At 71.9% G+C, this 4042-nt stretch carries 5 protein-coding genes; 3 read left to right on the top strand and 2 right to left on the bottom strand.

Annotated features, from left to right (window positions below):
* Positions 1-885 (top strand): ABC transporter permease (locus V7793_RS34460; RefSeq protein WP_336013636.1); only part of this gene is annotated, 885 nt, incomplete at its 5' end.
* 21 nt (positions 886-906) lie between these two features.
* On the opposite strand, the gene V7793_RS34455 is transcribed toward V7793_RS34460, so the two are convergent.
* Positions 907-1239 (bottom strand): hypothetical protein, encoded by a 333-nt coding sequence (locus V7793_RS34455; RefSeq protein WP_058046311.1) that lies wholly within the window; start codon positions 1237-1239, stop codon positions 907-909.
* A 205-nt stretch (positions 1240-1444) separates the two neighbouring features.
* On the opposite strand from V7793_RS34455, the gene V7793_RS34450 reads away from it, so the two are divergent.
* Positions 1445-2470, top strand: coding sequence for an LLM class flavin-dependent oxidoreductase (locus V7793_RS34450; protein ID WP_336013635.1), 1026 nt, complete (start codon positions 1445-1447; stop codon positions 2468-2470).
* Positions 2471-2603: 133 nt separating this feature from the next.
* Here the strand turns inward: V7793_RS34450 and V7793_RS34445 are convergent, their stop codons facing one another.
* Positions 2604-2996 carry an SCO5389 family protein gene (locus V7793_RS34445; RefSeq protein ID WP_256789670.1) on the bottom strand — a complete coding sequence of 131 codons (393 nt, stop codon included), beginning with the start codon at positions 2994-2996 and terminating at the stop codon, positions 2604-2606.
* Positions 2997-3205: 209 nt separating this feature from the next.
* Here V7793_RS34445 and nucS point away from each other — a divergent pair, with 209 nt between their 5' ends.
* A complete protein-coding gene (gene nucS / locus V7793_RS34440; RefSeq protein WP_256789671.1) occupies positions 3206-3868 on the top strand; it encodes an endonuclease NucS in 663 nt (220 codons plus the stop codon).
* Positions 3869-4042: the final 174 nt, after the last annotated feature.

Here is a 4042-nt window from a genome sequence, read left to right as displayed (position 1 = left end):
ACTCCGCAGGCCGCCCCGCAGGCCCCGCCGCACGCCGCGCCCGGCTACTGGCCCGGCACCGCGCCCGCGGGCGGCGTCTCCGGCTACGTGTCGCCGATCCCGGTCCGCAAGGCGACCCTCATGGACGCCGTCGCGGCCGAGTGGACCAAGATCCGCTCCGTGCGCTCCACGATCTGGACGCTGAGCATCATGGTGGGGATCATCGTCGGCATCGGGCTGCTGATCGCGGCGGCCGTGAACGCCGCCGACAGCTCGATGAGCGGCACGAACGCCCTGGCCGCCGGCTTCTTCAGCGTGATGCTGGGCATGATCTGCGTGCTCACGCTCGGTGTGCTGACGATCTCCTCGGAGTACGGCACGGGCATGATCCGCACAACGCTGACGGCCTGCCCCGACCGCGCCCGGGTGCTCACGGCGAAGGCGGTCGTCTTCTTCGCCCTGACGTTCGTGATCACCCTCGCCAGCACGGCGCTGGTCGGGATCATCGACGTCGGACTGCTGGAGGACCAGGCCGAGTTCGCCTCCACCGGCGGCGAATGGCTCCGGGCGACGATCGGCACCAGCCTCTTCATCGGCCTGCTCGGGCTGATCTCGCTCGCCATGGGCACGCTGCTGCGGCACTCCGCCGGAGCGATCACGGTCATGCTGGGCGTGGTGCTGCTGCCGCTGGTCGTGGCGATGTTCATGTTCACGGAGAGCCTGTCGGACCTGCGCAAGGCGCTGTTCGAGTACTCGATCCCGATGCAGCTGTCGGTCTTCTACGGCGCCTCCGGCGAGGATTCGGCCACCAGCCTCAGCGGCTGGGACCCCCTGTGGATCATGGCGATCGCCGCGGCCGTCGCGCTCGGCGGCGCCTACGCCTCGCTGCTCAAGCGCGACGCGTGACCGCACACCGCTGACAAACCCTCAGTAACGAGGGGCATTACGGGACCGCTGGAGCCGCACGCTCCGGCGGTCCCTCGCGTTCCAGCAGGACTTGTGCCAGTGCCGCCGGTCGTCCACGCCGGCCCCGTACTGCGGCCAGGCCACCAAGTGCGGCACTCCCGGCGGGATCTCCTGGTCGCACCCGGGGCAGCGGTAGTGCTTCGTGGCCGCGCCGCCGCCGATCGTGCGCACCGCCCACTCCTCGCCCTGCCAGTCCTCGGTGCGCTCCAGCCCGTAGCGGTCGCCGCCCTCGCCGCGGGGGGCGTCGGGCTGCTTGTCTGCGCCGCCTCGCGGGCGGTTTCGGCGCGGAGACACGGGGCACCTCGGTTGGTCTGGGGAGCTACGGGCCGTGACCAGATTACGCGCCAGAGTCACCGTGGTGGGCAGGCGTCCCCCCGGCACCGCGGCGACACTCCCCCGATCATCATGAAAACTTAACGCCGAGCCGTGCCCATGGCACGTGTCAGCCGTTATTTCCGGTGGGGGGATGCCGCGTCGGTCGCTAGGAGGAGCAAGAGCGATGCGCGTTGGAGCATTCGTCCTGGCCGCCCAGTTCCCCGGACAGGGGCATGCGGAGGCCCTGCACCGGGCCGTGCGGACGGCAGTGGTCGCCGAGGAGGCGGGGCTGGACGCGGTCTGGTTCGCCGAGCACCACTTCATGCCGTACGGGGTCTGCCCCTCGGCGGTGACGCTCGCGGCACTGGCCCTGGGACGCACCCGCCGGATCCGCGTGGGCACGGCGATCAGCGTGCTGCCCACCACCCACCCCGTGGCCCTCGGCGAGCAGGCCGCCATGCTGCACCTCGTCTCCGAGGGCCGCTTCACCCTCGGGGTGGGCCGCGGCGGCCCCTGGGTGGACCTGGAGGTCTTCAACTCCGGTCTGGCGGCCTACGAGGAGGGGTATCCCGAGTCCCTGGCGCTGCTGATGCGGTGGCTGCGCGAGCCCCGGGTCGGCGCCGCGGGCCCCCGCTTCCGCTTCCGCGAAGTGCCGGTCGTGCCGCGCCCGGACGATCTGGAGGATCGTTCCGGCCCGCCCGTCCTCATGGCGTGCACCTCGCCGTCGAGCGTCCGTCTCGCGGCCGGGCACGGCCTGCCCATGCTGCTGGGGATGCACAGCGGGGACGAGGAGAAGGCGGAGATGGTGGCCCTGTGGCGCAAGTACTCGCTGGAGGCGGGGCGTTCGCCCGGGGAGGTCGCCGCGGCCGCCCATGTCTCCGCCGGGGTCGTCCAGGTCGGGGACCGCCGGCAGGAGGCCGCGGAGACCCTGACGAAGGCCATGCCGGGCTGGCTGCACCAGGGCCTCTCGGCGTACGTGACGGTCGACGGCCGGGCGCGCCCGATGCGCGATCCGCTGGAGTACACCAAGCTGCTGTGCGAGCTCCATCCCGTCGGCCCGCCGCGGCTGTGCGCCGACCGCCTCGCGGCCACCGCGGAGCGCACGGGCATCACGCGCTTCGCCCTGCTGACCGAGGGCTCCGGCGACCTCGCCGCCACCGAGGACAACCTCCGCCGCCTCGGCGCCGAGGTGCTGCCGCTCCTCTCCTGACCTTCCCCTCCGCCCCTGCGGCACCTCCGCCCCGTGATTCCGCCCCACTCGCCCGCCGCCGGCCGTTCCCGGGGCCGCTGCCGCTCCCGCACTGATCGACACCTCCCGCGTGCGGAGCGGCAGCGCCAGCGCCTCAGCAGTCCCGCAGCTCCGGCGACTGGTTCAGCAGCTGGCCCCGGATCGACGTGAAGCGGGCCAGGCGCTCGTCCGCCTGCGGGGCAAGCGGGAACACCGCCACCCGATGGCAGTTCTGGAACGCCAGGCGCACTCCGAAGTGCCGCTCCAGGGCACCTCGGATGGCATCACTCGCCAGGGCGCGCAGCAGTTGTCCACGGGCCTGCTCGTCCGGCGGAGGCGTCTGGTTGTCGGCGAACTCGCCACCGTCGATCCTGAGCCGGGCCACCAGGGAGCCGATCATCTCCCACGCGTACGGCAGGGAGGTCCGGACGCAGTCGACGAATTCCGCTTCATCGACCTCGCCTCGCTCGGCCTGTTCGAGGAGGGCCGGTGAGACGTCGAGCGACATGGGGTTCTCCTCTCGCGACCCCGCGAGCGGGGTCTCAGGGGTGGGCGAGCGGACGACGACGCCCCGTGCCCGTACGACGACCGCCCGCTTCAACGTTAATTCGGCCACTGCGGGCGCACCAGGAGAACGCACCGACAACCAGCCACAGCCAAAGGGCCCATCGGGGGCGAATCGCGCCGGGGGGCAGGAGTCGAGTAGCGTTGCGCACCATGCGTCTCGTCATCGCCCGTTGCTCCGTGGACTACGCGGGCCGGCTCACCGCCCACCTCCCCTCCGCCCCGCGGCTGATCCTCGTCAAGGCGGACGGCAGCGTCTCGATCCATGCGGACGACCGCGCCTACAAACCGCTCAACTGGATGTCCCCGCCGTGCACCCTCAAGGAGGGCGACGGGGACGTATGGACCGTGGTCAACAAGGCGGGCGAGAAGCTGATCATCACGATGGAGGAAGTGCTGCACGACTCCTCCCACGAGCTCGGCGTGGACCCCGGCCTCATCAAGGACGGCGTGGAAGCACACCTTCAGGAGCTCCTCGCGGACCGCATCGAGACGCTCGGCGAGGGCTACTCCCTGATCCGCCGCGAGTACCCCACGGCGATCGGCCCGGTGGACATCCTGTGCCGCGACGCCGACGGCGCGACGGTGGCCGTGGAGATCAAGCGGCGTGGCGAGATCGATGGTGTGGAGCAGCTCACACGCTATCTGGAGCTCCTCAACCGCGACCCGCACCTGGCACCCGTGCGCGGCGTCTTCGCGGCCCAGGAGATCAAGCCCCAGGCCCGCGTGCTCGCCACGGACCGCGGCATCGGCTGCGTCGTCCTGGACTACGACGCGATGCGCGGCATCGAGGACGACAAGCTGCGCCTGTTCTGACGCGCGACTCCTCTACCGAACGCCGGACGGGCTGGACCAGCCGTCCGGCGTTCGCGTTCCCGCGCCGGGGAAGGGGGCGTGCTCGGGCGCCCGGCACGGGGCCGTTGCGCACGCGCCCGGGGGCGGCCTGTCCTGCCGGGTGAACCGGCGCCCTGCCCGGGCGCAGGCTCGTGC

The sequence above is a fragment of the Streptomyces sp. KLMMK genome (assembly GCF_036961605.1).
In the GTDB taxonomy this organism is placed as follows: Bacteria; Actinomycetota; Actinomycetes; order Streptomycetales; family Streptomycetaceae; genus Streptomyces; species Streptomyces telluris.
Note: the sequence above shows the minus strand (reverse complement) of the source record. Positions and strands in the feature narration are given on the sequence as shown.

Bases quoted from the DNA above. Each gene is read 5' to 3' on its own strand.
- V7793_RS34450 (WP_336013635.1), top strand. From the start codon at position 1,445: ATGCGCGTTGGAGCATTCGTCCTGGCCGCCCAGTTCCCCGGACAGGGG.
- V7793_RS34445 (WP_256789670.1), bottom strand. From the start codon at position 2,996: ATGTCGCTCGACGTCTCACCGGCCCTCCTCGAACAGGCCGAGCGAGGC.
- nucS (WP_256789671.1), top strand. From the start codon at position 3,206: ATGCGTCTCGTCATCGCCCGTTGCTCCGTGGACTACGCGGGCCGGCTC.